This window comes from Devosia sp. UYZn731, assembly GCF_040546795.1.
Lineage (GTDB): Bacteria > Pseudomonadota > Alphaproteobacteria > Rhizobiales > Devosiaceae > Devosia.
In genome coordinates, this window is sequence record NZ_JBEPOL010000001.1 from 824271 (window position 1) to 851022 (window position 26752).

Annotated in this window: 24 protein-coding genes; 18 read left to right on the plus strand and 6 right to left on the minus strand. The window is 64.5% G+C overall.

Features of this window, described 5'->3' with window-relative positions:
• The first annotated feature begins 9 nt into the window (after window positions 1–9).
• Genes ABIB57_RS03840 through ABIB57_RS03850 form a run of 3 tightly spaced genes read left to right on the plus strand, consistent with a single transcriptional unit; the run spans window position 10 to window position 2473 of the window.
• Window positions 10–912, plus strand: a complete 903-nt coding sequence (locus tag ABIB57_RS03840) for an ABC transporter permease (RefSeq protein ID WP_354038559.1) — start codon at window positions 10–12, stop codon at window positions 910–912.
• A complete protein-coding gene (locus ABIB57_RS03845; protein WP_354038561.1) occupies window positions 909–1757 on the plus strand; it encodes an ABC transporter ATP-binding protein in 849 nt (282 codons plus the stop codon). The genes ABIB57_RS03840 and ABIB57_RS03845 overlap by 4 nt, the downstream gene beginning before the upstream one ends.
• Window positions 1754–2473: an ABC transporter ATP-binding protein gene (locus tag ABIB57_RS03850; protein ID WP_354038562.1), complete on the plus strand. Its 720-nt coding sequence runs from the start codon at window positions 1754–1756 to the stop codon at window positions 2471–2473. The genes ABIB57_RS03845 and ABIB57_RS03850 overlap by 4 nt, the downstream gene beginning before the upstream one ends.
• Before the next feature lie 154 nt (window positions 2474–2627).
• Here ABIB57_RS03850 and ABIB57_RS03855 read toward each other — a convergent pair whose 3' ends face one another.
• Entirely contained in the window at window positions 2628–4256 is a 1629-nt protein-coding gene (locus ABIB57_RS03855; protein WP_354038564.1) for an MFS transporter, read from the minus strand.
• A 233-nt stretch (window positions 4257–4489) separates the two neighbouring features.
• On the opposite strand from ABIB57_RS03855, the gene ABIB57_RS03860 reads away from it, so the two are divergent.
• The 13 genes from ABIB57_RS03860 (at window position 4490) to ABIB57_RS03920 (ending at window position 21192) form a co-directional block, all read left to right on the plus strand.
• Window positions 4490–5470 carry an LLM class flavin-dependent oxidoreductase gene (locus tag ABIB57_RS03860; RefSeq protein ID WP_354038566.1) on the plus strand — a complete coding sequence of 327 codons (981 nt, stop codon included), beginning with the start codon at window positions 4490–4492 and terminating at the stop codon, window positions 5468–5470.
• A gap of 281 nt (window positions 5471–5751) precedes the next feature.
• Window positions 5752–6312 (plus strand): heme-binding beta-barrel domain-containing protein, encoded by a 561-nt coding sequence (locus ABIB57_RS03865; protein ID WP_354038568.1) that lies wholly within the window; start codon window positions 5752–5754, stop codon window positions 6310–6312.
• A 38-nt stretch (window positions 6313–6350) separates the two neighbouring features.
• Entirely contained in the window at window positions 6351–7076 is a 726-nt protein-coding gene (locus ABIB57_RS03870; protein WP_502914339.1) for an ABC transporter ATP-binding protein, read from the plus strand.
• Complete coding sequence (locus tag ABIB57_RS03875; protein ID WP_354038571.1) at window positions 7076–9622, plus strand: ABC transporter permease; 2547 nt, start codon at window positions 7076–7078, stop codon at window positions 9620–9622. The genes ABIB57_RS03870 and ABIB57_RS03875 overlap by 1 nt, the downstream gene beginning before the upstream one ends.
• Before the next feature lie 374 nt (window positions 9623–9996).
• Window positions 9997–11025: a substrate-binding domain-containing protein gene (locus ABIB57_RS03880; protein ID WP_354038573.1), complete on the plus strand. Its 1029-nt coding sequence runs from the start codon at window positions 9997–9999 to the stop codon at window positions 11023–11025.
• A 60-nt stretch (window positions 11026–11085) separates the two neighbouring features.
• Complete coding sequence (locus ABIB57_RS03885; protein WP_354038575.1) at window positions 11086–12594, plus strand: sugar ABC transporter ATP-binding protein; 1509 nt, start codon at window positions 11086–11088, stop codon at window positions 12592–12594.
• Between the two features lie 16 nt (window positions 12595–12610).
• On the plus strand, window positions 12611–13591 hold the full coding sequence (locus ABIB57_RS03890; RefSeq protein ID WP_354038760.1) for an ABC transporter permease: 981 nt from the start codon (window positions 12611–12613) through the stop codon (window positions 13589–13591).
• A gap of 33 nt (window positions 13592–13624) precedes the next feature.
• Window positions 13625–14593 (plus strand): sugar-binding transcriptional regulator, encoded by a 969-nt coding sequence (locus tag ABIB57_RS03895; RefSeq protein WP_354038576.1) that lies wholly within the window; start codon window positions 13625–13627, stop codon window positions 14591–14593.
• Window positions 14590–15576, plus strand: a complete 987-nt coding sequence (locus tag ABIB57_RS03900) for an aldo/keto reductase (protein ID WP_354038578.1) — start codon at window positions 14590–14592, stop codon at window positions 15574–15576. Before ABIB57_RS03895 ends, ABIB57_RS03900 begins: the two co-directional genes overlap by 4 nt.
• Window positions 15573–17255 (plus strand): glycerol-3-phosphate dehydrogenase/oxidase, encoded by a 1683-nt coding sequence (locus ABIB57_RS03905; protein ID WP_354038580.1) that lies wholly within the window; start codon window positions 15573–15575, stop codon window positions 17253–17255. The genes ABIB57_RS03900 and ABIB57_RS03905 overlap by 4 nt, the downstream gene beginning before the upstream one ends.
• Window positions 17252–18091 (plus strand): class I fructose-bisphosphate aldolase, encoded by an 840-nt coding sequence (locus tag ABIB57_RS03910; RefSeq protein ID WP_354038582.1) that lies wholly within the window; start codon window positions 17252–17254, stop codon window positions 18089–18091. Before ABIB57_RS03905 ends, ABIB57_RS03910 begins: the two co-directional genes overlap by 4 nt.
• 3 nt (window positions 18092–18094) lie before the next feature.
• A complete protein-coding gene (locus ABIB57_RS03915; RefSeq protein ID WP_354038584.1) occupies window positions 18095–19591 on the plus strand; it encodes an FGGY-family carbohydrate kinase in 1497 nt (498 codons plus the stop codon).
• Complete coding sequence (locus ABIB57_RS03920) at window positions 19588–21192, plus strand: GMC family oxidoreductase (protein ID WP_354038586.1); 1605 nt, start codon at window positions 19588–19590, stop codon at window positions 21190–21192. Before ABIB57_RS03915 ends, ABIB57_RS03920 begins: the two co-directional genes overlap by 4 nt.
• A 36-nt stretch (window positions 21193–21228) precedes the next feature.
• Here the strand turns inward: ABIB57_RS03920 and ABIB57_RS03925 are convergent, their stop codons facing one another.
• The 3 genes from ABIB57_RS03925 to ABIB57_RS03935 all read right to left on the minus strand — a co-directional run bounded on the left by ABIB57_RS03925 (window position 21229) and on the right by ABIB57_RS03935 (window position 24401).
• Window positions 21229–21831: a DUF6969 family protein gene (locus ABIB57_RS03925; protein WP_354038588.1), complete on the minus strand. Its 603-nt coding sequence runs from the start codon at window positions 21829–21831 to the stop codon at window positions 21229–21231.
• A 328-nt stretch (window positions 21832–22159) separates the two neighbouring features.
• Window positions 22160–23374, minus strand: a complete 1215-nt coding sequence (locus ABIB57_RS03930) for a YeeE/YedE family protein (protein ID WP_354038590.1) — start codon at window positions 23372–23374, stop codon at window positions 22160–22162.
• Window positions 23375–23477: 103 nt separating this feature from the next.
• Window positions 23478–24401 (minus strand): sulfurtransferase, encoded by a 924-nt coding sequence (locus ABIB57_RS03935; protein ID WP_354038591.1) that lies wholly within the window; start codon window positions 24399–24401, stop codon window positions 23478–23480.
• Between the two features lie 203 nt (window positions 24402–24604).
• Between ABIB57_RS03935 and ABIB57_RS03940 the strand changes: the two genes are divergently transcribed.
• Both ABIB57_RS03940 and ABIB57_RS03945 read left to right on the plus strand, forming a co-directional pair.
• On the plus strand, window positions 24605–25021 hold the full coding sequence (locus ABIB57_RS03940) for a TlpA family protein disulfide reductase (protein ID WP_354038592.1): 417 nt from the start codon (window positions 24605–24607) through the stop codon (window positions 25019–25021).
• Between the two features lie 5 nt (window positions 25022–25026).
• Window positions 25027–25752: a cytochrome c biogenesis CcdA family protein gene (locus tag ABIB57_RS03945; protein ID WP_354038593.1), complete on the plus strand. Its 726-nt coding sequence runs from the start codon at window positions 25027–25029 to the stop codon at window positions 25750–25752.
• Here ABIB57_RS03945 and ABIB57_RS03950 read toward each other — a convergent pair.
• Entirely contained in the window at window positions 25749–26246 is a 498-nt protein-coding gene (locus ABIB57_RS03950; protein WP_354038595.1) for an SRPBCC family protein, read from the minus strand. The two genes, ABIB57_RS03945 and ABIB57_RS03950, sit on opposite strands and share 4 nt — an antisense overlap.
• The gene (locus tag ABIB57_RS03955; protein WP_354038597.1) at window positions 26230–26589 is read right to left on the minus strand and encodes an ArsR/SmtB family transcription factor; all 360 of its coding nucleotides are present in this window, start codon (window positions 26587–26589) and stop codon (window positions 26230–26232) included. The genes ABIB57_RS03950 and ABIB57_RS03955 overlap by 17 nt, the downstream gene beginning before the upstream one ends.
• Between the last annotated feature and the right edge of the window lie 163 nt (window positions 26590–26752).

Below are 26752 nucleotides of genomic sequence, written 5' to 3' on the forward strand. Positions count from 1 at the left end.
GAGGGAACCATGAGCGTTATTGCCGATCCCATCATCGATCCCAAGCGCGCCCTCCGCGCCGCGCGGATTGCCGAGTTTAAAAGCTTCGCCCGCCGCTTCATGCGCAACCCGCTCGGCATGGTCGGGCTGGTCATCGTCATTGCGCTGCTGGTCTGCGCCGCATTGGCGCCGATCCTGGCGACACATGATCCCTATTTGCCGGCTTTGAGCGACCGGCTGGCTGCGCCGGGTGCCGAATACTGGTTTGGTGCCGATGAGCTGGGCCGCGACATCTATTCGCGCATCATCTATGGCTCGCGCCTGACGCTGCTGATCGTGGGGCTGGTGATCGTTACGTCGGCGCCGGTGGGGCTGGTGATCGGCGCTATCGCGGGCAATTACGGTGGCTGGGTCGACCGCATTTTCATGCGCATCACCGACGTGTTCCTCGCCATTCCCAAGCTGCTGCTGGCGCTGGCCTTCGTCGCGGCGCTGGGACCGGGCATCGTCAACGCCGCGTTGGCGATCACGCTCACGGCTTGGCCACCCTACGCGCGGCTGGCGCGGGCCGAGGCGCTGATTGTGCGCAATTCGGACTATGTGAATGCGATCCGGCTCGCCGGTGCATCGGACTTTCACATCATCGTCTACCACATCATGCCGATGTGCCTGTCGTCGGTCATCGTGCGCATGACCTTCGACATGGCGGGCATTATCCTGACCGCGGCAGGCCTCGGCTTTATCGGCCTCGGCGCCCAGCCGCCTTTGCCAGAATGGGGCGCGATGATCTCGACGGGGCGCAAGTTCATCTTCGATCAGTGGTGGGTGGCGACCGTGCCGGGCTTTGCCATTTTCATCGTCAGCCTGGGCTTCAACCTCCTGGGTGACGCCATGCGCGACCTGCTCGATCCGCATCTGAGGCAGCGCCGATGAGCGAGAACCTGGTCGAGATTGAAAACCTGCGCATCGCTTTTCCGCGCGAGGGCGGCATGAGTGACGCCGTGCGTGGCGTGTCGCTGTCGCTGGGGCGGGAAAAGCTGGGCATTGTGGGAGAGAGCGGTTCGGGCAAGAGCCTGACCGGCCGAGCGCTGCTGGGCGTGCTGCCGTCCTATGCCAAGATCAGCGTCGACAAGATGGTCTTCGACGGCATCGACCTGACCGCCGCCTCGCCAAAGCTGCGCCGCTCGCTGCGCGGCGGGCGGATGGGCATGATTCTGCAGGACCCCAAATTCTCGCTCAATCCGGTGATGCGGGTGGGGTTGCAGATCGTCGAGGCTATTCGTATTGGCGACAAGAAGCTGCCCAAGCGCGAGGCGTTCAAGCAGGCGCTGGCCGTGCTTGAGGCTGTGCATATCCGTGATCCCGAGCGGGTGTTTTCGCTCTATCCGCATGAGCTTTCGGGCGGAATGGGCCAGCGCGTGATGATCGCCATGATGGTGGTGCGCGAGCCCGACCTGCTGATCGCCGACGAGCCAACTTCTGCCCTAGACGTCACCGTGCAGACGCAAGTTCTCTCCATCCTCGATGAATTGGTGACCCGCCGTGGCATGGGGCTGATTTTCATTAGCCACGACCTGCGGCTGGTGTCGCGGTTCTGCGACCGGGTGATCGTGATGTATGCCGGCCAGATCGTCGAAACGCTGCGCGCCGATCGGCTGAACGAGGCGAGCCATCCCTATACACGCGGCCTGCTCGCCTGCCTGCCGACCATCGACGGGCCGCTCGACCCCCTGCCCGTGCTGCAACGCCAGGCGAGTTGGCTGGAGGCGCGGCCATGATCCAGGTCGATCACCTCACGGTCAATTTTGGGCCTTCCGTGGCTGTGCGCGATGTCAGCTTCTCGGTGGCACAAGGCGAAAGCTTTGGACTGGTCGGCGAGAGCGGATCGGGCAAGTCGACAATTTTGCGCACCATTATGGGGCTCAATCCGGATTGGTCCGGCTCGATCAAGATTGACGGGCAGGACACCAAATCGACCAGCCGCACCGATCTGGCGCGGCGGGCGCAGATGGTGTTCCAAGACCCCTATGCGTCGCTGCACCCCCGCTATGTCATCGGCCAGGCGATTGCCGAACCGATGCGGATCAACAAGCTGCCCGATCCGGAGAAGCGCACGGTTGAATTGCTGGACCTGATCGGCCTGCCCGGGCAGTTCCGCTTCCGCTTCCCGCATGAGCTTTCGGGCGGGCAGAGACAGCGCGTGGCGATTGCGAGGGCGCTGGCGCTCAACCCGAAAATCCTGCTGCTGGACGAGCCGACTTCGGCGCTGGACGTATCGATACAGGCAGAAATTCTTAACCTGCTCAATCAGTTGCGCAAGGAGCTGGGCCTGACCTTCGTCATCGTCAGCCATGATCTGGCGGTGATTTCCTACATGTGCGACCGGCTAATGGTGATGCGCAATGCGGAGGCGGTGGAGACGCTCAGTCGCGAGCAGTTGCGCAGCCGCGATATTGCCCAGAGCTATACGCGCGAACTGATCGCCGCAAGTTAGCGGCGTCAGTTCCAAGTCATGATCTGCGGGTAACTTTAAAGACTTAAATAACACACGCGGGACTAGTGTGCGCCATGGCCTCGTGGCGGAGCGTTACGCGGGGGATTGCAACTCCCCACACCCTTGGTTCAAGTCCAGGGCGAGGCCTCCATATTCACGGCGGATCGATGGTACTGCGCGGCTCGGCGATGGCGGTCAGCCAATCGGTCGGGCGCTCGACGAAGCGCGTGACCACCGGTGCATCGGGGCCTTCATGCAGAGCACGCACGTGGTCGCCAACTTCGGCGTCCGCCTTGGTCATGCGCAGGTTGTGGCGCACATATTCGGTCCAGGTGGGCGTCTGGTAGCGCTCGACCCATACGTCAGGATGCCCGAGGTCACGCAGCAGGGTCCAGTGGCGGGCACCATCGCGGCGGCGGATGCGCTTGCGGTCGGCCATGACGCGCAGGAACTCGGCCAGATGCTGCGGTTTGATGATGTAGGCGATCTGGATCACGATCGGGCCGCTACGCGCTTCGAGGTCGAGTTCAAGCGCCGGTTCCTTCCAGCGATTGAGCGGATCGAGATCGAGTGTCGAGCGCTGCGGCAACGGCAGGAACAGGCCAAGAGCGGCCCCAACCAGCATCAACAGCCCTGCCCCGCCCATCGCCAGCTGCAGGCCATAAAGCTCAGCGACGACGCCCCAGAGCCAGCTGCCCAGCGCCATGCCGCCAAAAGTCGCTGTCTGATAGAGCGATAGCGCCCGCCCCACGACCCAGCGCGGCGAGGCCAGTTGGACCGAAACATTGAACAGCGACAAAGCCAGCACCCAGCCGGCGCCGCCAATGAGCAGAGCGGCACCGGTCAAGAAGGGCGAGGTGCTGATGCCGGTGACGGCGGCGCAGACGGCGAAGCCGATAAAGGCCATCCGCACCACGGCCTCGCTGCTGAAGCGCTGATGCAGCCGATTGCCCAGCAAGGCGCCGCCCACCGCACCCAGCCCGAACGCGCCCAGCATCAGGCCGTAGGTCAGCGGCCCGCCGCCAAGCAGCGTCGCCGACACGACGGGCAGCAGCGCCATCACCGCGATGGCGGTGAAGCCGAAGATCAAGCTGCGCAGCATGACCTGGTAGATATTGGGCGACATGGCGACATAGCGGATGCCCGACAGCATGGCCGCGCCCATGGACTCGCGCGGCAGCAACGCCACGGCATTGCCGGGCTTCCAGCGGAATAGCACGACGATCAGTGCAAGATAGCTCAGCGTATTGATGGCGAAGGCCGCGGCCGCGCCGGCCGCTGCCACCACGATGCCGCCTACGGCCGGGCCGACACTACGGGACAGGTTAAAACCGATGGAATTGAGCGCCACTGCCGAGGGCAGGTGATCGCGTGGCACCAGATCGCCCACCGAGGCTTGCCAGGATGGATTGTTGATGGCGGTGCCGCAGCCGAGCAGGAAGGTGAACGCCAGCAACACCCAGGGCGACATCATGCCCAGATAGGTCAGCACCATCAGGGCAGCGGACACGGCCACCATGAAACACTGGGCCGCCAGCATGACGCGGCGGCGATTGAAGCTATCGGCGATGGCGCCGCCCACCAGCGAAAACAGCATGATTGGCAAGGAAATCGAGGCCTGGACCAGCGCCACCATGTCCACCGAAGAGGCAATCGAGGTCATCAACCAGGCGGCGCCGACGCTCTGGATCAGCCCGCCGAAACTGGACGCCAGATTGGCCAGCCAGATGCTGCGGAAAGTAGGATGGGCGAAAGGGGCGAGAGGCGAAGCGCGTTCGGTCACCGGGATACTCTGTGTGATATTCTAGAATGGCCCAGCCGGGACACTGCTGCAACCTGGAATGGCCCAGCCGGGACACTGCTGCAACCTGGGCACGTCGGAAATGTTCCGGCTCAGCGGGTTAATTTGGTGCCTGCGGTGGCAAACGCGTGCGCCCCGCCCCATATGCGCCAGAGGTTTACGTAGACGCATCGTCGTTTGCCGATATAAGCATTCCGACCTCGGAGAATTTCCCCATGACTGCCTTGTCCATCCTCGATCTGGTGCGGATCAGCGAGAGCACCGATGCGCGCGGCGCGCTCGACAATTCGCGCGATCTCGCGGCCCATGCGGAAGGCTGGGGCTATCGCCGTTTCTGGGTCGCCGAACACCACAATGCGCCCGGCATTGCGAGCGCCGCCACAGCGCTGGTGATCGCCCATATCGCCGCCGGCACCAAGACCATCCGTGTTGGCTCGGGTGGCATCATGCTGCCCAACCACGCGCCCTATATTATCGCCGAGCAGTTCGGCACGCTGGCCCGCCTGTTTCCGGGGCGGATCGATCTTGGGCTGGGGCGCGCGCCCGGCACCGATCAGATGACCGTGCGCGCGCTGCGCCGCTCGCCCGAGAATGCCGAGAATTTCCCCAATGACGTGCTGGAATTGCAGGCCTATTTCGCGCCGGCGGTGCCCGGCCAGCGGTTGCAGGCCGTGCCGGCGGCAGGAACTGAGATGCCGCTCTGGATTTTGGGATCGAGCACGTTCGGCGCGGTGCTCGCGGCGGAGCTTGGCCTGCCCTATGCGTTCGCCTCCCACTTCGCTCCGGCACAGCTCATGCCCGCTCTGGCGCTCTACCGGGAGCGGTTCAAGCCGTCCGAGCAATTGGCGGAGCCCTATGCGATGGCCGGCGTCAATATCGTGGCCGCCGATACCGATGCCGAGGCGCACCGGCTGGCGACGACCCAATTGATGTCGTTTGCCGATATTTTCCGCGGCGCGCGGGGTTTGAGCCAGCCACCGATCGACGATATCGAGACCTATTGGACGCCACAGGAGAAGGCGCAGGCCTCACAGATGCTGGCGCGACGGATTGTCGGGAACCCCGATACGGTGCGCGCAGGAATGGCGGCGTTCGTGGCCGAGACCGGCGTCGATGAACTGATCGTCGTCTCGGACGTTTACGATCATACTGCCCGCCTGCGCTCGTTCGAGCTGATCGCCGCAGCCCAGCAATAGACCCGGGATTGGATGTACTTCAAGGAACGTGCCAGAAACTAGCCGTGGCATACCCGCCGGGTTTGCGAGATCGGGTTAGGGTCACCCGGCGCCGGGCATGATGGACAATTATGGGGCAACCGGTGATTTGGCCGTCGCAGTGGTCTTCGGTCCGTGCAATGGCATAGATCTGGCGCATAAACTTGTGGAGTGGATTGGCCAAAGTTGGCAGTAGAAATCGGCGCCCACTGACGTGTAAGAGTTGATTCATAGGTTCGAGGACGGCCGCTACCTTTTCAAACATGAAGCTGGTACCAATCAAACAGACAGGGCGGATAGTAATGCATGCTTTTTTCAAGGTAGTCGGGGTCGCGCTGTTGTTGCAGTTGACGACGCTGGGCGCCTCGCAGGTCGCCGCCGGTGAGACCGAGCTGGCCGTCCTGACGTCCTATATCGGGAACTGGCAGGGCGAAGGCGCCCTGGTGGGCGGCGACAAGCCGGAGCCGTTCCGCTGCCGTTTGGCGATCGCCAAGGGCAACATGTCGAAAGTGACCTATACGGGGCGATGCAGCCTGATCAGCGCCAACCTGTCGATCAGCGGCACCATCGCTTTCAACGATGCGCAAGATCAATACGAAGCGGCAATGAGTTCCAATGCCGGTTTTACCGGTCTGGCGGTCGGCAGGTTGCGCGGCGATGATATTACGTTTGATCTGAAAGAGCGCCAGAAGGATCGTAGCGGCAGCGATGTTCGGATCGGCTCGCAGATCATGCTGATAAACGGCAACATTACGGTCAATTTCGAGGTCGAATTCAACAATTCCGGGGATGTGCTGCGAGCCTCTGTTCCTTTTGCCCGATAACCGATCATAGTGCGCATGCGCCGGTTGCATGTGCTGGCATGAGGGATTTGCCTGCCGTGACCGAGACTGAGACCCCGATCATCGACGCCGCCGACGTAACCTACAGCCTCGAGATCGGCGGCCGGCCATTGCATATTCTCAAAGGCGTATCGCTGCGCGTGGCGCCGGCCGAAGTGGTGGCGATCGTCGGCCCTTCGGGCAGCGGCAAGACTTCGTTGCTGATGCTGCTGGCGGGACTGGAGCGCGCATCGTCCGGACTGGTGCAGGTTCGCGGGCAGAACCTGTCGCAGCTTGGCGAGGACGATCTGGCGCGCTTTCGCCGCAAGTCGCTCGGCATCGTGTTTCAGAGTTTTCACCTGATCCCGTCGCTGACGGCGCTCGACAATGTCGCGCTGGCGCTGGAGATTGCCTCCCCCGAATTGAGCCTGAAGCAAACCCACGAGGCCGCCGCCGAAGCCTTGCGTGCCGTGGGGCTGGGCGAGCGCCTCGATCACCGCCCGACGGCATTGTCGGGTGGCGAGCAGCAGCGCGTGGGACTGGCCCGGGCCATGGTGACCAATCCGCCACTGCTGTTGGCTGATGAGCCAACGGGGAACCTCGATCAGCAGACCGGTGCCGTCGTGGTGGATCTGATGTTCGACCTGGCGCGCCAGCAAAAAACTGCGGTGGTGCTGATTACCCATGATCCGGGCCTGGCCGCACGGGCAGACCGGGTTTTCACCATGACCAGCGGCGAATTGACCGAAACCACGGCGGCGCATTGATGCGCGCGGTTTGGGCTGCGATCCGCGTCGGCCTGCTGGACCTGCGCGGCGATATTCGGCGCTTCGTGCTGCTGGTGGTGTGCCTGGCGGTGGGCACCGCGCTGATCGCCGGGGTCAACTCGGTGGGCACCAGCATTGCGCAGGCCATCGACGCCAGCGCGGCTGAATTGATGGGCGGCGATCTGGAACTGTCCCGCGCGGACCGGCCGGCCAATGGCGACGAATTACAGGCGATGGCCGGGTTCGGTTCCATCGCCTCGGTGGTCGATACCAATCTACGCGCGCAGACGGACAAGGGCGACGCCTTCGTCGATCTGGCGGCAGCGGGTGACACCTATCCGCTGGTTGGGCATGTTCAAAGCGCCGAATTGCCGGCCGGCACGTCGGTGTCCCAGCTTCTCGGGCTCCGCGACGAAGTGCCCGGAGCGCTGGTCGATCCGCTGATGCTGGACCAGCTCGGCATTGCGGTTGGCGACGAGTTCCAGCTTGGCGGTACGACGTTCCAGGCGCGTGGCACGCTGGCGAAATTGCCGGATGCACCGGTGCGCGGTTTCCGGCTCGGGCTGACGACGCTGATCACCGCCGAGGGGTTTTCGATGGTGTCGGACCGCACCTCGCCCCTGCCCGGCCTGGGGAGCTGGTTCCGCTACAAGATTTTGCTCGACGGGCGCGATGCGGATGAGGCCAAGGCGGCACTTGAAACCCAGTTCGGCGATAGCGGCTGGACCGTGCGCTCGGCGCGCGATGCGCTGGGGCCAATGGTGCGTTATTACGATCTGTTCATGCGCTTCCTCCTCATTGTCGGCTTGGGCTCCCTGCTGATAGGAGGTGTCAGCGTCTGGGCCGGCATGCAGGCCTATATTGCCGAGCGCGCCACGGTGATCGCCATCCTGCGCAGCATGGGGGCCGATCGCTGGCGGGTGTTCGTGCACTTCTTCGCCCAGGTTGCCATGCTGGCCGCCATCGGCGTGGGCATTGGCCTGTTGGTCGGCGGCGGCATTGCCTATGGCATCCTGCCGCTGGTTGGGCAGGCTGTCGGTATCAGCCTGTTGCCGGCGCTGCATCTGCAGCCTCTGGTGGTCGCCGCCGCGGCGGGTTTCGTGACGGCATTCGGCTTTGCGTATTTGCCGCTGCAGCAGGCACAGGCCATCCGGCCGGTACATCTGTTCCGCTCCAAGGGGCTCTCGGCTCCGCCGGTGGAGTGGCGCAGCCTGCTGACGTCCTGGCAGGTATTGCCCATGGTGGTGGCCCTCGTGGCGTTCCTGCTGCTGGCATTTGCCATGACGGGCGACGTGTCATTGGTGGGGGCATTTGCTGCAGCCAGCGCCGCTGCCGTACTAGTGTTCCAGCTTTTCGTCGGCTTTGCACAATGGGCTTTGCGCCGCGTGCCGACGCCGTCCAACCGCATCCTGCGCCACGCCTTGCGCAGAATTGCCAATACCGGCTCCAATACCGCGGCGGTCGTGGTGGCGGCCGGCATGGCGCTGACCATGCTCACGGTCGTGCTGGTGTTGCAGGGCAATCTGCGGCAGGAATTTTTGGGCGCTTCGTCGTTCGACGTTCCGACCTTCGTGGCCTCGGACCTGTTCCCCGACGAGGTGGATACGCTCGCGGCCATGTCAGGTCCGGGCACGGACATCACCAAGTTCGTGTCTACCCCCATGCTGCGCGGCGCGCTCACACAGATCAACGGGGTGCCGGTCGATACCATCCGCACGCGCGGTCCCGAGGCCACGTTCCTGCTGTCGGGCGAAGTGCCGCTGACGTTCCGGCAGGAAATGCCGGCATCGTCCAAGCTGGTGGATGGGCAGTGGTGGCCCGCCGATTATACGGGTCCGGGCCTTGTGTCGCTGCATCAGAGCCTGCGTTCCGGGCTCGGCGTCAATCTTGGCGATACACTGACCTTTGCGATCTTCGGGGACACGGTGACCGTCAAAGTCGCCAGCTTCCGCGATTACTCTTGGCAGGGCGGCATCGATTTCCTCGCCACGTTCTCGCCGGGCGTGCTCGATGCTTATCCGACAACACTGTTTGCCGCGGTCACGGCCGCACCGGGGCGTGACGAGCCCGTGAAGCGTGCTCTTGCAACCGCCCTGCCCGATATCCGCTTCGTCGCCATCGGCGACACGCTGGAGCAGATCACCAATGCGCTGGGTCAGTTGTCCTTCGCGGCGACCTTGGTCGGCGGCTTGGCCGTGGGCAATGGCCTATTGGTGCTGATCGGGAGCCTCGCGACCGGGAGGCGTCAGCGCGAAGCCGATGCAGTGATCGGTAAGGTGCTGGGCACCACTCGGTTCGAACTGCTGGCGACCGCCTTCGTGCAGTATTTCATCCTGGCGCTGCTTGCCGCCATCCCCGCAGCGGTCCTTGGCACTGGTCTGGCATGGCTCGTAGGACTGGTCATGCTGGAGGTCGATTTTACGCTCGACGCCGATGCCCTGCTGGCCGTTCTGGCCGTGGCAGCGATCATCACAGCCCTTTTGGGATCCATGACGATCCTGCGCGCTGCATCCTCGCGACCGGCTCGGCTCCTGCGCGACTTGTAGCTGTTCGGCGGGGCGAGGTGCCGCGCCCGAAATTGCTTTGCCAAGTTCGGCCGAGGGGACTCGGCGCCAATGCGTGAACCCGACAAGTCGACCGCCTAGGCCACGCGCGCCCCGGCCCTGTCGTAACTCTCACAATACGTCGACCAACGATTCAGAGGGGGCGGATCAGCACCAAAGCCGGTGCCACCGCGGGCAATCACAGCGCCATACTGTGAAAGATATTTCACGTGATGAATTTTATTGACGCTCGTATTTTGCTCGTGCAAGTGTCCGCTCGCTGAGGTTCGGAGGAGCCGAGGTTTTCAGATATCAGCTGCCGGCACGCGCTGGCGGCAGGTCAATTTCGCAAACGGCTTCGGCCGTGGGGAGGAATCTTGCGTAAAATTTTGAGCATGCTCGCAATGACGGCAATGGCTTCGGGGCTCGGCGCCGGGCACGCCGCCGCACAGACGGTCAATCCGTTCAAGTGCGAACCGGGCGAGAAATACGTCATGAACGTGATGGTCTCGGGCGTCGAATACTGGTTCCCGGTCTATGAGATGTTCAAGCAGGCCGGCCAGCAGTTCGGTTGCGAGACCGAATATACCGGCACGACCGAATATGACGTCAACAAGCAGATCGCCAGCTTCGACCAGGTACTGGCACAGAACCCGGCCGGCATTTTGGTCCATCCCATGAACTCTGACCCGTTCGTCGAGCCGATCAATCGCGCCGTCGACCAGGGCGTGGCCGTTGTGACCTTCGCAGCCGACTCGCCCAATTCCAAGCGCACCTCCTTCATCACCTCCGACAACCTGGCTGAAGGCACCTATGCGGCCGACGCCGTTGCCGAAGACATGGGCGGCAAGGGCGAATATGCCGTGCTCGAAAATCCGGGCCAGGACAACCACGACAAGCGCGTCTCCGCCTTTATCGCCCGCATGGAAGCCAAGTGGCCCGACATGAAGCTGGTCGGCCGCGCTGCCTCCAACCAGGATCCCGCCAAAGCCTACCAGGCTGTCCTCAGCCTGATCCAGGCCAATCCGAACCTGGGCGCAGTGTTCATGCCGGAAGCCAATTCGGCAATCGGCGCGGCGCAGGCCAGCAAGGAAAGCGGCGGCAAGGTCCGCGTCATGCTGGCCGACGTCAACGAGAACATCCTGGACATGATCAAGGCCGGCGACATCTTCGGTTCGGTCAATCCGAACCAGGGCATGCAGGGCTATATGGGCTTCATGCTGCTGTGGATGGCCGCTCACCCCGAGCTGATCGATCCGATGAACGACTATGCCCGTTCCGGCGACAATGCGATGACCGTGCCCTTCGTCGATAACGGCTTCTCGATCGTCACCGCCGAAAACGCGGACGACTTCTATTGGGACGATTATCTGAAGCGCCGCGGCACCAAGGGTATCGAAGAGTAATCCAGCCACGAACTCCCGGAGCGCCACGACGCCCCGGGAACCTCAACAGGGAGGACGATCATGAGCGACCAAAGCGTTCTCGAAATCCGCAACATTTCCAAGAATTTCGGTCCGGTCCAGGCACTCACCGACGTGTCCTTCTCGCTGGCGCCAGGTGAAGTTCACGCGCTCTGCGGCGAGAATGGCGCCGGCAAGTCGACGCTGATGAATATCATCGCCGGCATCCTGCAACCGAGTTCGGGCAATGTCGTGCTCAACGGACAAGCCGTGACCATCGCCTCGCCGGCCGCAGCCCAAAGGCTCGGCATCGGCCTCGTGCACCAGGAAATCGCGCTCTGCCGCGATGCGACGGTGGCCGAAAATATCTTGATGCCCGCCACCAATGCGCGCCGCGCGCCGCTGATGAACTACCGCCAGCTCAATGCCGACGCCCAGCAGGTGATGAACCGTCTCGCGCCCATACCGGTGACCCGGCGCGTGGCAGAGCTTTCCATTTCCAATCAGCAACTGGTCGAAATCGCCAAGGCGCTGACGCTCGATTGCCGCGTGCTGATCTTTGACGAACCGACAGCGGCGCTGACTGAAAGCGAAGCCCAGGCGCTATTCGGGATCATCCGCGAACTCAAGTCACGCGGCATTTCGATCATCTACATTTCCCACCGCATGGCCGAAATTTTCGCGCTATGCGACCGCGTCACCGTGCTGCGCGATGGACGCCATGTGTCGACCGATCGCGTTGCCGACATGACACCTGACGATGTCGTGCGCCGCATGGTCGGACGCGAGATCACCCAGATGTACCCACCCAAGGCGCAGGCGATCGGCGCGGAGACGCTGCTGGCGGTCGACAACCTGGTGTCGGACGATGTCGGCCCGGTGTCGCTGGCGCTCAAGCGCGGCGAAATCCTGGGCATTGGCGGCCTCATCGGCTCGGGCCGGACGGAACTGGCATTGGCCCTTTGTGGTCTGACACGCAAGACGGGCGGCTCCGTCCGCCTGGCCGGGGAAGCGGTCGACATTGGCACCTATGCGGACGCGGTTCGCCAGGGCCTCGTCTACCTGTCCGAAGATCGCAAGCATTCCGGTGTGTTCCTCGACCTTTCGATTGCCCAGAATATATCGGTGCTCGACCTCGGCAAGCTCACCCGTAGCGGCCTCATCGACCGGCGTGCCGAAGCCGCACAAGCCATTTCGCTGGCGACACGGCTGGCGATCAAGATGGGGGGCATTGCCGATAAGGTTGCCTCGCTCTCCGGCGGCAACCAGCAGAAGGTCGCCATCGCCAAGCAGCTTTCGGTGAAGCCCAAGGTCATCATCATGGATGAGCCAACGCGCGGCATAGATGTCGGCGCCAAGTCCGAAATTCACAAACTGCTGCGGCAACTCGCCGATGCCGGCACCGGGATCATCGTCATCTCGTCCGAGCTGCCCGAACTGATCGGCATTGCCGATCGGGTGCTGGTGATGCGCGAGGGCCAGGTAGCCGGCGAATTGGCCCAGACCATAACGGAGGAAGCGGTGATCCGCCTCGCCTCAGGCCTCAAGGAGGAATTACACCATGTCGCTTAGCCAGGGGGACCGGCCAATGGTTGCCGCGCCGCTCAATCCGCCCCGCTTCTCGCTGAGATCGCTGGGCTCGATGCGCGAAGCCGGGCTCATCGCCATCATCGTGGCCATGTGCGTGGCGATGAGCTTCGCCTCGCCCTACTTCGCCACCTGGGGCAATGTGCGCGCCATGCTGATGAGCTTCTCGGTCGAGGGGATCGTCGTCGTGGGCATGACCGTGCTGCTGATCGTGGGCGGCATCGATCTGGCCGTCGGCTCGGTCGTCTGCCTCGCCATGGTGGTGGGCGGATCGCTGTTCCTGATGGGCCTCGATCCCTGGACAGCCAGCCTGATTGCCATCGGCGCCTGCGCCATGGTGGGCGCGGTCAGCGGCTTTTTCGTCACCGTGGTGGGCCTCAGCCATTTCATCACCTCGCTCGCCGCGATGGTGATCGTGCGCGGCCTGTGCCTGCTGATCACCAAGGGCACACCGCTGTCATTGTTTACGCTGCCGCCCGAATTCAAGGCGATCGGCCAGGGCGAGTTCTACGGCATTCCCATCGTCATCATCATCTTCCTTGCGGTCGTGGTGATCTTCGATTTCCTGCTGCGCCGGGCCACGGCGTTCCGCAAGGTGTTCTACACCGGCAGCAACGAGAAGGCCGCGCAGTATTCCGGCATCAAGACGAACCAGGTGAAGTTCTGGGTGACGGTGTTGTGCTCGGCGCTCGCTGGGCTGGCGGGGATCGTCTACATGAGCCGCTTCGGCTCGGCCACGCCCACGTTCGGGGTGGGCATGGAGCTCAATATCATCGCCGCGGCGGTCATCGGCGGCGCATCCCTGACGGGTGGCTCGGGCAGCATTTTTGGCGCGATCCTGGGGATCGGGCTGCTCTCGGTGGTCACCTCCTCGCTCATCCTGCTCAATGTGCCGGTTTACTGGCAGGACGTCATCCGCGGCTGTATCCTGCTATCGGCGGTTTCCATCGATCATTTCCTGCATCGCGGCCGGTCGGCCTGACGCCTCGCGTCTCTGTTCACGAAGGTCCATTCCATGCCTCCCACAAACGACGACATCACGGCCGCGCGGCAGATGCACCAGGCGCTGGTCCTGCATTTCATCGAGGGCCAGACCCAGGCCGAGATCGCCAAGGTGCTCGGCCTCAGCCATGCCACGGTCAACCGCCTGATCAAGCGCGGGCGGGCGCTAGGGCTGGTCGAGATCAAGGTGAAATCGCCGATCCAGCATCTCGTCGGCGTCGAGGCACAATTGGTGGCCATCGGCGGCATCAGCCGCGCCGTGGTGGCGCCGGCGGTGAGCGACAATGTCGAGACGACGCTGCTGGACGTCGGCGCGCTGGGGGCCAATCTGCTGCTCGAGAGCCTCGTCGATGGCGACCGCATTTGCATCAGCGGCGGCAAGGGCGTGAGCGCGATCGTGGCGGGACTGACGCCGTCTCGGCGCTACGACGTGGAGGTCGTGCCGGCCACGGGGCTGGTGCAGGGCAAGCACTATACTGACGTCAATCACGTGGCGACGATGCTGGCCGATCGGCTGGGCGGCCGCTCCTACCAGATGCATGCGCCTCTGTTCGCCGACAGCCCGCAGGAGCGGGAGATGGTGATGCACATGCGCTCGGTGGCCGACGTGTTCCGGCGGGCGCGGGAAGCCACTATCGCCATCGTGGGCATTGGCTCGATCCTGTCGGACGACAGCAGCTATTACGACCTGCACCCCTCGTCGTCCGCAGATCGCCATGCCATCGAGCAGTCCAAGGCAACCGGCGAATTGCTAGCCCATCTGGTGGACGGCGACGGACAGGTTGCCGATTACGCACCCAATCGTTCGCTGGTGGCGCTGACGCTCGATGAGTTGGCGGCTATTCCGCGCACCATCGGCATTGCCAGCGGACCCAACAAGGCGTGGCCAGTGCTGGCAGCGATGCGCGGCAATTATCTCGACACGCTGGTGACCGACGAGGCCACCGCCCGCAAAATCATCGACCTGGCGGAAGCAGCATGAACCAGCTTACACGCGAAATCGGCCACTCGGGCATAACCGCCTCGGCGGTGGGACTGGGGACCTGGGCCATCGGTGGCTGGATGTGGGGCGGCACCGACGAAGCCGCCGCCATCGAGGCGATCGAAGCGTCCATCGACGCCGGCATTTCCCTGATCGACACGGCGCCCGCCTACGGCCTTGGCCATAGCGAGGAACTGGTCGGCACGGCCATTCGGGGCAAGCGCCACCGTGTGGTGATTGCCACCAAGTGCGGCCTCAACTGGCATCACGGCAAGGGTAACCATTTCTTCGACGAAGCCGGCAAGCCGGTGCACCGCTACCTCGGCGCCGACGGCATCGTGTTCGAGGTGGAACAGAGCCTGAGGCGTCTGGGGACCGACTATATCGATCTCTACATCACGCACTGGCAGGACCCGACGACGCCGGTCGCCGAGACCATGGAGGCGCTGGTGCGGCTCAAGCAGGCGGGCAAAATCCGGGCCATCGGCGCCAGCAACCTGAGCGAAGACGATCTGCGCGCTTATGCGGCGGCCGGGCAGCTCGACGCTATCCAGGAGCGCTATTCCATGCTCGATCGCGAAATCGAGGGGACGCTGCTGCCCATCGCCACGGCGGCGGGCGCATCGACGCTGAGCTATTCGTCGCTGGCGCTGGGGCTGCTGACCGGCAAGGTTGGTGCGGACCGGCAGTTCGAGGGAGACGACCAGCGGTTGGGCAATCCGCGCTTTTCGGCTGAAAACCGGCAGCTCGTGGCGCAGTTCGCGGCGGCGTTGCGGCCACTTGCGGACCAGCACCAGGCCAGCATCTCGCAACTCGTCATCGCCTGGACGCTGTGCCAGCCAGGCATTACGTTTGCGCTCTGTGGCGCGCGCGACCCTCGCCAGGCGCGGGACAATGCGCGAGCCGGCACGCTCACGCTCGCCACCGACGAACTGGCGGCCATCGACGCGGCGCGTACGAGCTATCTGTCGGCAATTCCATGATCCGCCCGGAAACAATTGCACGGCTCAAGGATCGGCCGGGGACCACCGTGCTCGTCATCGGTGGCGGCATCAACGGTATCTCGGTTTTTCGCGAGCTGGCGCTCAACGGCATCGACGTCGTGCTGGCCGACAAGGACGATTTCTGCTCGGGCGCGAGCGCAGCCCTGTCGCGCATGGTGCATGGCGGATTGCGCTACCTTGAGAACGGCGAGTTCAAGCTGGTCCGCGAGAGCCTGTTGGAGCGGGATCGACTGCTCGCCAACGCGCCCCATTTCGTGCGGCCGCTGCCGACGACGGTGCCGATTTTCGACACCTTTGCCGGCCTCGCGCATGGCGCGCTGCGCTTCCTGGGATTGACCCGACGGCAGGGCCGGCGCGGCGCCGTCGTCATCAAGACGGGGCTGACGCTGTACGATTTCTTCACTGGCGGGCGAAGGGTGCTGCCGCCGCACCAGTTCCATGGCCGCCGCAATACGGTTCGCCGCTGGCCAGCCATGAACCCCGCGGTCCGCGCCTCGGCAACGTATTTTGACGCCTGGGTCAGCCGCCCAGAGCGCCTGGGCATTGAGATGTTGCAGGAAGGGATCGCGGCCGGGGGCTTGGCGCTCAACCACGCAGCAGTCGTGCGGACCAATGACGGCCTGATGTTGCGCGACGCCATCGGCGGCGAGGACATCCCTGTGGCGCCCGATCTGGTGATCAACGCCACCGGCGGCTGGATCGACCTCACGAATGTGGAGATCGGAGCGACCAGCCAGAAGCTGATGGGCGGCACCAAGGGCTCGCATCTGGTGATCGCCAACCGGGCGCTTTCCGAAGCGCTCGACGGCCACATGATTTACTACGAGAACGAGGACGGGCGCATCTGCATTGCCTTCCCGTATCTGGGCAATGTGCTGGTCGGCTCGACCGATGTACGCGTCGACAATCCCGATACAGTGCGGTGGGAGGCCGAGGAGCAGGCCTATATCCTGGCCTCGCTGGCCGTCGTGTTCCCCTCCATTGCCATCGCCCCGGCGGAGATCGTCTTCCAGTTCGCCGGCGTAAGGCCGCTGCCAACCAGCGATGCCGCCGTGACGGGCAGCATTCCGCGCGATCATTTCTGCGAGGTGATCGAGGGCGAGCCGCCCGTGCTGTGCATGATCGGCGGCAAATGGACGACGTTCCGCTCGTTCGGCGCGATGGCCGCCGACATGGTCTTCGACCGGTTGGGGCATGCACGGACTGTCGACACCGAGAATTTGCCGATCGGTGGCGGCAAGGATTTTCCGGACGAGCCCGCGGCCTGGATTGCGGCGACTGCCCGCCGCACCGGCTTGTCAACGAGCCGGGTCGCGGCCCTGCTGGACCGCTACGGCTCGGCGGCGGGTTCCATGGCCGAAATCGCCGGTTCCAGTGACGACATCGCCGGCCATTCCCGCGCGGAGCTGGAATTCCTGGTGACGAGCGAACACGTCGAGACGCTCGCCGACCTGCTGCTGCGCCGCACCACAATCGCCATCACCGGCGCGCTTTCGCTGCGCGTGATCGACACCTGTCTCGCCCTGCTGGCAGAGGCCAAAGGCTGGTCTCCCAGCAAGTGCGAAACGGCACGCGACGCGTTTCTCGCCGAACTCCTGACCCGGCACGGCCTCGACCGCGCCACGCTTGTTTCTCGCGACCAAAGGACTATCGCATGACCAGCCACAAGTTTCGCCTCAACCGCCTGTTCGGCAAGGGCAAATGCCTCGACGTGGCGATCGACCATGGCGTGTGCAACGAGCCGAGCTTTCTCGACGGGCTGGAAGACATGCCGGCGGTGGTTTCGGCGCTGGTCAGCGCCGGTCCCGACGCCATCCAGATGAACTATGGCCAGGCCGACCTGTTGCAAGCCGTTCCGGGCAAGGACAAGCCCGCGCTGGTGATGCGGCTGGACATGGGCAATCCCTATAACAAGCAGCGCCACCGCAGCATGTGGGCCATGCTGCAGAACGAGGCGGAGCCGCTGATCGGGGCGCTGCAGATGGACGCCACCTGCGTCGTGCTCAACCTGTTCATGCTGCCCGACGAGCCGGAGCTGTTCAGGCAGTGCGTTGGCAACATCTCGCGGGTCCGCGCGGACTGCGAAAAGTACGGCATGCCGCTGATGATCGAGCCGCTGGTGATGCTGGGCAATTCGGAACGCGGCGGCTACATGGTCGACGGCGACGCCGAAAAGATCGTGACCCTGACCCGCCTGGCTCGCGAAATGGGCGCCGATATCGTCAAGGCCGACCCCACCACCCATGCCGAGGACTTTCACAAGGTGGTCGAGGCGGCGCGCTGCCCGGTGCTGGTTCGCGGCGGCGGCAAGGAAGACCTCAATACGGTGTTCGACAAATCGGCCGCGCTGATGGGCCAGGGTGCCCACGGCATGGTCTATGGCCGCAATATCTACCAGCACGCCAACCCGGCCGCCGTCGTGCGCGCCCTGATGACCCTGATCCACGATGGCGCCAGCGGGGCGGAAGCCTGGGCGACCTACCAAAAAGGCTGATCAATGACCGACTACCTTCTGGGGCTCGATGCGGGCAATACCGTCATCAAGGCCGTGCTGTTCGATGCTGCCGATGGGCGTGAGCTGGCCTATGCGGTTCGCGATGGCCGCGCCACCATGCCGGCTCCCGGCCATGTCGAGCGCGATCTCGATGAACTGTGGACCAACGCCGTCGCCGTCATCGGCGACTGCATCGCCAAGGCCGGCATCGACGCCCGTGACATAAGGGCGATCGGCTGCGCCGGGCACGGCAATGGCCTTTACGCGCTTGACCGGGCCGGCAAGCCGCTGATCGGCATACAGTCCCTCGATACGCGGGCCACTGGTATCACAGCCGAATGGGCCGCGGAGGCGGTGGGCGAGCAAGCCTATCCGATCTGCCTGCAAAAACCCTGGGTGGCGCAGACCCCGACGCTGCTGGCCTGGGTCAAGCGGCATCGGCCCGACCTCTATGGTGAGATCGGCACGGTACTGCTGTGCAAGGACTTCGTGGTTGGCCGGCTGACGGGCGCGCGCGTCACCGACACCTCGGATATGTCGGGCTGCGGCTTGCTTGGCATTCCCGACCGCCGCTACTCCGCCGATCTCTTGGCGGCCTACGGGCTGGCCGATGCCATGCCCATGCTGCCAGAGGTTCTGGAAAGCGCCGACATCGCCGGGTGGATAACGCCGGAGGTGGCCAAGGCGACCGGACTGGCCGCCGGCACGCCGGTGGTGGCCGGGCTGTTCGACGTGGTAGCCAGTGCGCTCGGCTCGGGGGTGCAAGCCACCGGAGCGGCCTCGATCATCGCGGGTAGCTGGAGCATCAACCAGGTGGTCTGCGACGAACCGCTGTGTGACCCCTCGGTTTTCATGCTCTCGACGTTCGATCGCGACCGGTGGCTGGCCATCGAGTCGAGCGCCACCTCGGCTGCCAATCTCGAATGGCTGGTGCACCAGTTCATGGGGCACGGCGAGGGCAATGCCTTTGGCCGGGCCGGCGATATGGTGGCCTCGGTTCCGGCATCGGCCGACGTGCCAATCTACCATCCCTTCCTCTACGGCGCCCAGCAGGATGGCAATGCCAGGGCCGGATTCTACGGCATTGGCGGCTGGCATACGCAGGCGCACCTGGTGCGTGCGCTATTCGAAGGCGTGGTGTTCGAGCACAAGCGGCACGTTGATGTTTTGCGTGGTGCCGGGGCGAGCATCGCTTCGGCGACGCTGTCGGGCGGCGGCTCGCGAAGCGCCATCTGGCCGCAAATCTTCGCCGATGCGCTGGACCTGCCGGTCACGGTGGCGCGCAGCCAGGAAACCGGCGCACTCGGCGCCGCCATCGCGGCGGGTACGGGCGTTGGGCTCTTTGCCGACTATGCGGAAGGGGTCGCGGCGATGACCGCGCCGGCGCGCCAGTATCAGCCTGTCACCGAAGCCGGCTCGCACTATGGACGACGCTATGGCCTTTATGGAAAGCTCGCCCGTGCGATGGGCCCGATCTGGGCGGAAATGGGTCGGCCGTGATCGACGATCTGGGTACGTTTGACTATATCGTCGTCGGCGCCGGCTCGGCCGGCTGCGTCCTTGCCAATCGGCTGAGTGCCGATCCGCGGCGTAGCGTGCTGCTGCTCGAAGCGGGCGGCAGCGACCGATATCACTGGATCGATATCCCCATCGGCTATCTCTACTGCATGGGCAATCCGCGTACCGACTGGATGATGAAGACCGAGCCCGAGGCGGGCCTCAATGGCCGGGCCCTGCCCTATCCGCGCGGCAAGGTGCTGGGCGGATGCTCCTCGATCAACGGCATGATCTATATGCGCGGACAGGCGGCCGACTACGACGGCTGGCGCCAAATGGGCAATGCCGGCTGGGGCTGGGACGATGTGCTGCCCTATTTTCGCAAGTCCGAGCACCATCATGGCGGGGCCAGCGACGGGCATGGGGCGGACGGCGAATGGCGGGTGGAGCAGCAACGGCTCAACTGGCCGGTGCTGGATGCCTTCCAGGCCGCGGCGGAAGAACTGGGCATTCCGCGCGTTGCCGATTTCAACGGCGGCGACAATTTCGGTTCGGGCTATTTCGAGGTCAACCAGCGCGGCGGCGTGCGCTGGAATACCTCCAAGGCCTTCCTGCGGCCGGCGCTGAAGCGGCCGAACCTGCGCGTGCTGACCAATGCAGAGGCCGAAGCCCTGGTGCTTGAAGGCGCAAGGGTAACCGGCGTGCGCATCCGCCATAATGGCAAGATTGTCACCGCCACGGCCGGACGGGAAGTGCTGCTCTCGGCTGGCGCGGTGAATTCACCCAAACTGCTGGAGCTGTCCGGCATCGGCCGGCCGGACATTCTGGGTCCGCTCGGCATCGCGGTCCAGCATCGGCTGGATGGGGTGGGCGAAAATTTGCAGGACCACCTGCAAATTCGTACCGTCTTCAAGATGCGCAATGCGCAGACACTCAATACTCGCTACCACAACCTGCTATCGCGAGCCGGCATGGGGCTCGAATATGCCCTCAAGCGCAGTGGGCCCTTGTCGATGGCACCTAGCCAGTTGGGCATTTTCGCCAAGTCCGATGACAGGCTCGCCACGCCGGATCTGGAATATCACGTGCAGCCGCTCTCCACCGATCGGCTGGGCGAGCCGCTGCACCGGTTTGATGCCGTCACAGTCTCGGTCTGCAACCTGCGTCCCGAAAGCCGCGGTTCAATCCACATGGAGAGCCCGGACGCCGCGCAGGCGCCCAAGATCCGGCCCAACTACCTGACGACGCCGAACGACCGGCTCGTGGCCGCCAATTCCATCCGCCATGCCAGAGCTCTGATGCGAACCAAGGCCGTGGCCCGGTTTGAGCCCGAGGAATTCCTGCCCGGCCCTCACTTCGCCAGCGACGCCGAGCTCGCCGCCAAGGCCGGCGACATCGCCACGACCATCTTCCACCCCGTGGGCACCTGCAAGATGGGCGCCGATCCGATGGCCGTGGTCGATGACCGGCTCAGAGTCCATGGCCTCGCGGGCCTGCGCGTGGTTGACGCCTCGATCATGCCCACTATCGTTTCGGGCAATACCAACTCGCCCGTGATCATGATCGCCGAACGCGCCGCCGAGCTTGTGCTGGCGGCGGGATAGACGAGCTTACCGTCACTCTTGCCCGCTTGCCGCGCGCTACAAGCCGAGATCGTTGACCCTGGACATCAGATCAACCCGCAATTCCGACGTCACTTCCAGCGTCCGATCTTCGCGTGCCGGAGTTCCGTCTGTTGTAGGGTGGGCGGCCAGGGCGACGTCGCGCTGGCGGATGAGGGTGGCGATCTCTGCCCCATAGAGCCGCACGACCGCGGTGAGCCAACGGTTGGTCAGGTATGATGGCTGCGGCATCTGCATGTCGAAGCGTTCAAGCAGGGCAATGCTCGGCTCGGCATCGAGCCATGTGTCGCCCACGACCCATTGGTTGACCGTGAACAGTCGCTGCAGCCGGCCATGAGCATCAACGCCAACAGCCACCAGATGATGCACCGGCCCATCCTTGCCGTCGGGTCGAACGAAGCAATGGAAATGTCCATGCTCGGCCTCTGCCGGCGGCAGGTGGCAATGATAGTACCATTGTCCGCCCGAGACCGGGTCGAACACATCATTGGCGGGATAGTGCGTCCATGCCGCCACGGGCGCATCCCGAAGCGTCGCGCGAAGCACAGTTTCGCCGCCCTTCGATAGCACCTGTTCGCAGAACAACGCTTCCTGCGCCGCCCGAACCAGATCGTCGTCCACAGGCATTACACGCCGCCCGCCGCGCACGGAGCGGCCGCGGCACAAGGGGCTGCTGCAGCACAGGGCGCAGCGGCAGAACACGGTGCTGCTGCGGCACAGGGTGCAGCCGCCGCGCAAGGTGCAGCGGCAGAACAGGGGGAAGCGGCAGCGCAGGGTGCGTTCGCAGCGCAGGGGCTGGCCGCGGCATCGCTCGTCGGCACCGCATCAGCTCCGGCCGCCATGGCCGCTGGCGCTGCCTCGCCGCTCCCCCGCGTAACCTGATCCGCAGCGACCGCCGCGGTCGCCGCGAGCAGCGCGGCGCCGAACAGTATGGTGTTTCGCGTGCCGCTCATTTCTTGAATCCGTCCATGCCAAAGGCGGGCCGCAGCGCGATGCCGACATAGCTGCCGAGGAACGCCGCGGCAAACCACACCCAGCCGTGCACGCTGCCCGAGGCGATGCCGCTGAACAGCGCCCCGATATTGCAACCAAACGATAGGCGTGCGCCGTAACCCATGAGCACCCCGCCGATCGCGGCGGCAAGCGCCGATTTGAGCGGCAGGTCGGCCTTCGGCGCAAACTTTCCCGCCAGCCCGGCGGCCAGTGCCGCGCCAAGCAGGGTGCCGAAATCCATCACCGACGTAATATCGAACAGCACGCTGCGGTTGAGCGCCAGCGCCTGGGCTGGTGCGCTCCAGAATTCCCAGCTCGCCACCGGAACTCCGACCGATTGGGCGATCTTGGCGCCCCAAAGCCCAAAGCCATAGGTGATCGACCACGGATGCCCGGCGATCAGCAGCGTGGCGATGTTGAGCAGCGCCAGCAGCACGCCGGCGCCCACCAGCGGCCACGGCCCTTGCAGCAGTCGCGACAGGCCGCGCGTTTTCGGCTTGGGGGAACGCTCCAATGCACCATGCGTCCGCCTTTCAATAAGCGCAGTGATCGCGGCGACCGCCGCCAATCCCACCAGCGTGACCACCACCGCGACCGGTGCGCCAAGGCTGGTGCCCAGGCTGATCGTCGGCAGCGATGGCTGCGTCAGCCACCACGGCAAATGCGCGGTGCCCACCAATGCTCCGAGGATGAAAAACGCCAGCGTCACCAGCATACGGGCACTGCCGCCGCCCACGGTGAACAGGGTGCCCGAGCCGCAGCCGCCGCCCAATTGCATGCCCAGGCCGAACATCGCCGCGCCGACCAGCACCGATACGCCTACCGGCGCTACCGCGCCGGCGAGCGGCTGACCGAACACGCTGCCCTGCGCCAGCAGCGGGATGAAGACCACCGCGGCGATTGCCACCATCAGCATCTGTGCCCGCACCGCGCCGCCACGGCGTTCGACAACCAGCCGGCGCCAGCCGCCGGTGAAGCCGAACGAGGCGTGATAGAGCGTTGCCCCAAACAGGCCGCCGATCAGGAACAGCGCGGCCTGCCGCAGGTCGACGATTTGCGCGATGAACACAGTGCCGATCACCAGCATCCCAAGAGCCACCACGACAGGCCCGCGGTCGAGCTTGGGCCAGGCAAACGAGGGCGACGATGGGGATGCGCTGAAGTCGGTCACGGGCAAACTGGTCCTGGAGTAACGGCCGAGCCGGGCCGCGAATTTTCTAAACGCCAGCGCCCGGGACCGCAATCCCGGGCGCTGTTACTAGTTGCAGCAATGGCTAGTTCTGCACGACGACAGGGCGCTGCGGATCGAGGGTCCACTGCGACATCGACCCATCATAGAGCCGCACGCCCTTGAGGCCGGCGACCTCGGACAGGCCGAACCAGGCGATGGACGCCAGGTGACCGGTATTGCAGAAGGTGATGATGCCGTTGGTGTCGGTGACCCCGGCCGCCTTCACCAGAGCGTCCACCGTCGCCTTGCTGGCGAAGCGGCCGTTATCCTTGTCCCAGAAGCTGTCGAAGTTGAGATTGACCGCAGTTGGGATAGTGCCGAGTTCCTTCACGGTCGCGGTCTTCTCCTTGCCGATGAACTGCGCCACGGTGCGAGCATCGATCAGGTTCACGTCGCTGGCGATCGCCTCCTGCACCTCGGCCACCGCTGCACGCAGCTCTGGCCGCGGGGCCGCGGTGAAGCTGCCTGTGCCGGGGGTCACGGCATCGGTCGAGACCGGCTCGCCGGCTGCGGTCCAGGCCTTGTAGCCGCCATCGAGAATGGCCACGTTGTCGTGCCCCAGCACCTTGAAGGTCCAGTAGACGCGGGTGGCGCCGCCGAATTCGCTGACATCGCTGCCGGCCGGAATGATAACGACCTGGGTGTCGTTGCTGACGCCGAGCGCCGCGATCTTGGCGGTGATGTCATCGAGCTTGGGCAGCATGCCGGGCGCACCGTCTATGCTCGCGCGCCAGCCATAGGCGGAATATTGCGCTTCCACGGCACCGGGCACATGGCCGGCGGCATAGGGGGCGGTGCCGTCCTTGGGCTTGTCGCGAATGTCGATGATCACGAGGCCGGGCTGGCCAAGCTGGCTGTTGAGCCAGGTGGCGTCAACCAGGGGCTGATCGGTGAGGCGCTCCCCATGCGCGCTGCCGACTGCGGCAAGGCCGAGCACGAGCGCGGTGGCGAGGATGTTGAAACGCATTTGGAGGATCCCAATGGAATTGAACTGGCGCCATCATAGGGCCTCGCTCCCACCAAGGCTGCCTACACCATTCCAAATCGAGGCCGCGCCGGAAACTTTCGATCCTAACTATGCCCGATGCACGACAATCAATTTCTCGGGGATGCCATAGGCATATCCGGCGGGCCGGGCGATAATGCCGGCACAATCTTCGGAATATCCTGATGACCTTCCTCGCCCGCCTCCTGCTCGCCGCCCTGCTGCTCGCCCTGCCTGTCACGCTGACCCCCGCCATGGCCGAGGACGCAGCCGCAACCGCCACGCCGGCCGCCGCTGTGATCTCCTTCGAAAACGAGGCCCAGCTCAACGCCCTCGCCGCCAAGGGCAAGACGGTCGTCTTCTTCTATGCGGCCTGGTGCCCCAACTGCCGTGCAACGGTCACCGAGCTGAACGCGCGCTGGAGCGAGGTTACCCCGGGCCTGACCCTGGTCATTGCCGACTATGACAAGGAGCAGGCGCTCAAGGCCAAGTTCGGCGTCACCTATCAGGACACCTTCGTGTTGCTCGACAATACCGGCAAGGGCGTGGACGTCTGGAACAGTGGCGGCGTTAACGGCCTTAACCAGCACGCCAGCCTCTGATCGGCATGGCGCTGACCCTGGCCTTCGCCTTTCTTGCCGGCGTCATCACTATCCTTTCGCCCTGCGTACTGCCGCTGCTGCCGATGATTCTGGCGACAGCGACGCAGGACGGCAGGGCGCGGCCCTTCGGCGTCATCCTCGGCTTCGTCGCTGCTTTCAGCGCAGCCACGCTGGCGCTCAGCCTGCTGGTGCGCACGCTGGGCGTACCGCCTGACGTCAATCGCACCCTGAGCGCAATTGTCCTGGCCGTGCTGGGACTGGTGCTGATCGTGCCGGGCCTGCAGTTAGCGTTCGAGCGCTGGACCGGCAACCTGGCCGGGCGCGCTCCGGCACCTGCCGGCGCCGGCTTCGGGGGCGGGCTCGCTGTGGGCGTGGGCTTGGGCCTGGCCTGGACGCCATGCGTCGGCCCGATGATGGCCTCGGTGATCACCCTGGCGCTCAACCAGGCCGTCGGACCAGGGGCCATTGCCATCACGCTTGCCTTCTCGCTGGGCACAGCTTTGCCCATGGCGGCGGTGCTGTTCGGCGGCAGGCAACTGGTGCGCCGGCTCAACTGGTTCCAGAGCCATGCGACGGCGATCCAGCGCGTCTTCGGCATCGTGCTGGTGCTGACGGGCCTGGCCATTTGGCTGGGCTGGGACCGTACAGCCCAGATCGTCCTGCTGGAATGGTTTCCCGGCTGGGAGGGCGCCCTGACCGGCTGGGAATCCCAGCCACCGCAGGGACTTTAGCGCTCCACGGGGATTGCCCCCAAGGCAATGAGTAGCGCGTCCAGTTGCTCGAACTGCTCGCCAAACCCACCCGTGCTGCCGGAGGCCACTGCTTCGTCGAGAGCGTCCTTTGTGGGATAGAGGTCGTGCACCACCAGCAGCGTCTTTCCGTCCTTTTCCTCGAAGGTCACCGTAGTCACGGCGCCGTCCGCAGCTTCTTCATTGGTCCAGACCAGCCGCGCGTTTGGGATCACTTCGATGTACTTGCCGTAGAAAACCCAGGAGGTCGACGCATCATGGCCGAATTCGAGACGGTATGTGCCCCCGGTGCGAACATCCATCTCGCAGGACAGCAGGGGTATGCCGATCGATTTCGGTGCCCACCACCGCTTGAACAGCTCGGGCTTGCTCCACGCCTCGAATACGATGTGGGCCGGAGCGGCAAAGGTTCGCGTAACGACCAGCTCGCGCTCGGAGGTGCGTTCGATATTCGTGCGTTCACTTATTGCGTCCATCGGTCTTCTCCTTCTGATTAAGTTCTTCGACAATCTTGTCCAACTCGTCGAAGCGTGCGTCCCAAAGCTGGCGATAGCGCTCGATCCACCCCGCCTCCTCCTCCAACCGGCTCCGGCCAAGCCTGCATTTGCGCACGCGTCCGATTTTCTCGGTGGTGACGAGCCCTGCCTGCTCCAGCACGGAGACGTGCTTCTTCATGCCCGTCAGCGTCATGTGGAACTTCTCGGCAAGGTCCGTGATCGAAGCGTCCGAACGGCCAAGCTGTTCCAGAACGCCCCGGCGGGTGGCGTCCGAGAGCGCGGCGAAGGAAGCGTCGAAGCGAGTTTGATGATACTGAACCATGTAGTTCAGTTTAACAGGTGGACCACAATATGCAAGGGCGCAGGAAGCGCCTGTTCGATCCCGGACACCTCAGGTCTACTCACTCGACCCGCGGCTTTGGCGGTCGGAGGCGAGTTCATTGGCGTTTCGCCGATCATCGCAGTTGCAGAGAGCGTAAGCGAAT

Coding starts and splice junctions, on each gene's coding strand:
- ABIB57_RS03840 (WP_354038559.1), top strand. CDS start 10: ATGAGCGTTATTGCCGATCCCATCATCGATCCCAAGCGCGCCCTCCGC.
- ABIB57_RS03845 (WP_354038561.1), top strand. CDS start 909: ATGAGCGAGAACCTGGTCGAGATTGAAAACCTGCGCATCGCTTTTCCG.
- ABIB57_RS03850 (WP_354038562.1), top strand. CDS start 1,754: ATGATCCAGGTCGATCACCTCACGGTCAATTTTGGGCCTTCCGTGGCT.
- ABIB57_RS03860 (WP_354038566.1), top strand. CDS start 4,490: ATGACTGCCTTGTCCATCCTCGATCTGGTGCGGATCAGCGAGAGCACC.
- ABIB57_RS03865 (WP_354038568.1), top strand. CDS start 5,752: ATGAAGCTGGTACCAATCAAACAGACAGGGCGGATAGTAATGCATGCT.
- ABIB57_RS03870 (WP_502914339.1), top strand. CDS start 6,351: ATGAGGGATTTGCCTGCCGTGACCGAGACTGAGACCCCGATCATCGAC.
- ABIB57_RS03875 (WP_354038571.1), top strand. CDS start 7,076: ATGCGCGCGGTTTGGGCTGCGATCCGCGTCGGCCTGCTGGACCTGCGC.
- ABIB57_RS03885 (WP_354038575.1), top strand. CDS start 11,086: ATGAGCGACCAAAGCGTTCTCGAAATCCGCAACATTTCCAAGAATTTC.
- ABIB57_RS03890 (WP_354038760.1), top strand. CDS start 12,611: ATGGTTGCCGCGCCGCTCAATCCGCCCCGCTTCTCGCTGAGATCGCTG.
- ABIB57_RS03895 (WP_354038576.1), top strand. CDS start 13,625: ATGCCTCCCACAAACGACGACATCACGGCCGCGCGGCAGATGCACCAG.
- ABIB57_RS03900 (WP_354038578.1), top strand. CDS start 14,590: ATGAACCAGCTTACACGCGAAATCGGCCACTCGGGCATAACCGCCTCG.
- ABIB57_RS03905 (WP_354038580.1), top strand. CDS start 15,573: ATGATCCGCCCGGAAACAATTGCACGGCTCAAGGATCGGCCGGGGACC.
- ABIB57_RS03910 (WP_354038582.1), top strand. CDS start 17,252: ATGACCAGCCACAAGTTTCGCCTCAACCGCCTGTTCGGCAAGGGCAAA.
- ABIB57_RS03915 (WP_354038584.1), top strand. CDS start 18,095: ATGACCGACTACCTTCTGGGGCTCGATGCGGGCAATACCGTCATCAAG.
- ABIB57_RS03935 (WP_354038591.1), bottom strand. CDS start 24,401: ATGCGTTTCAACATCCTCGCCACCGCGCTCGTGCTCGGCCTTGCCGCA.
- ABIB57_RS03940 (WP_354038592.1), top strand. CDS start 24,605: ATGACCTTCCTCGCCCGCCTCCTGCTCGCCGCCCTGCTGCTCGCCCTG.
- ABIB57_RS03945 (WP_354038593.1), top strand. CDS start 25,027: ATGGCGCTGACCCTGGCCTTCGCCTTTCTTGCCGGCGTCATCACTATC.
- ABIB57_RS03950 (WP_354038595.1), bottom strand. CDS start 26,246: ATGGACGCAATAAGTGAACGCACGAATATCGAACGCACCTCCGAGCGC.
- ABIB57_RS03955 (WP_354038597.1), bottom strand. CDS start 26,589: ATGGTTCAGTATCATCAAACTCGCTTCGACGCTTCCTTCGCCGCGCTC.